This is a genomic window from Pedobacter sp. N36a, from assembly GCF_014472395.1.
GTDB lineage: Bacteria > Bacteroidota > Bacteroidia > Sphingobacteriales > Sphingobacteriaceae > Pedobacter.
Genome location: NZ_JACSZW010000035.1, coordinates 1 through 1,373, shown reverse-complemented (window position 1 = coordinate 1,373; position 1,373 = coordinate 1). Strand labels below are relative to the sequence as shown.

At 35.3% G+C, this 1,373-nt stretch carries 1 rRNA gene; it reads left to right on the top strand.

Going from position 1 to position 1,373, the window contains the following annotated elements:
* Window positions 1–9 precede the first annotated feature (9 nt).
* Window positions 10–121, top strand: a 5S ribosomal RNA gene (gene rrf, locus H9X96_RS22370).
* The last annotated feature ends 1,252 nt before the right edge of the window (window positions 122–1,373 follow it).

Sequence of the window (1,373 nt, the reverse complement as noted above, 5' to 3'; positions counted from 1 at the left end):
TAAAAATATTTAGGTGCCTATATCGGCGGTGTCTACCTCTTCCCATTCCGAACAGAGAAGTCAAGCCCGCCAGAGCCGATGGTACTGCGGTAACACGTGGGAGAGTAGGTCGGTGCCAAATCTTAAAGTAAGCCTGTAGTGAAAACTACAGGCTTTTCTTGTATACAGCCTTTTTTATACTGAACAAAATTCCATAGCTGTACTGATGGTCTTAAGTTAAATTAACAGCTAATGTTTCTAATATTGCTTCAGCCTTATGGCATCATACCAGTATGAAATAGACTCAAGAGTCATTTTCTTTTCTTAATTATTTGGTCCTGTGAATGTGTTGCAGTTTCTGTTGGTGATGGCTCTGATAAGAAAGAATCTTTAAAAAATCTAGCCTAACTTAATTTAAAGATAAAATATTGCCATATAGATCAGGAATAGAAGATACCCATTGTAGAAGTGGAGCTAACGAATGATCATAAAATAAAATATTGTCGATCCTGTAGCCTGGGATGATATGAGATTTGAAGAGCACTGAATCAATTCGGTGAAAAATGGATGCTCTAGTGTTTGGTAGCTTCTTTCGAAAAAATCAAGTAAGTAGCTACTTATATAAAATTTTTAGAAATGTTGAATATAAATTGAAGGATGTTAACCTGAGGGCAGCTCATGGCGACTCTACCTTTCTATTTCTGAAATGTTGGTTACGAAAAGAAGTAAAGAAGTGAGTGTTCATGGGTGATAAACTAAATGTCATCTGGCTGCATAGGATATTATGCTGAATGGATAACGTTGGAAATAGCGATTCTTTTCTTGCGGCTTTTCTCTCTAAGCGATTGGATAGAGACAACATTAATGATACTCTGAATTTTGCAATCGCATTAAGTGTTTCTATCGTAACGTAAGTAGGACTTCTCATTCAAGCTACTATTAATCGATCAGTAAAATCCGGTCAAATATAAGATGATGAAAGGTAAATAAATCATTCTTTAGGAGCTAGAACAAGAACTCTGTTGCTTTTAAAATGGACTCGCTGTAAGAAAAAAGAATACTGAAGTTACTCTTCAAGGAAGAATCATCTTAAATCTAAGGGATTATGTAGGAACTGAGAATGCGATATGTCTATAAAGATGTAATATTTAAGGGATTTCAAACATTTATTGTACTACTTTCGTTGATTTTAGGGCTATGGTTCAATTAGTTAGAGATAGACTACAATTATAAGGGTGATATTGTTTGTGGGGGCGTTAATTTTTCTTACTTTTGCATCCCGCTTCGGAGGAAGGGTTTGAGTGAAAGATATAGTGAGAAGAATTTGAAAGATTGCAGTAGGAGTTTGTTAAAGTTGGTTTTACTGGTTTTATGACCAGAGAAACAAGAAGATT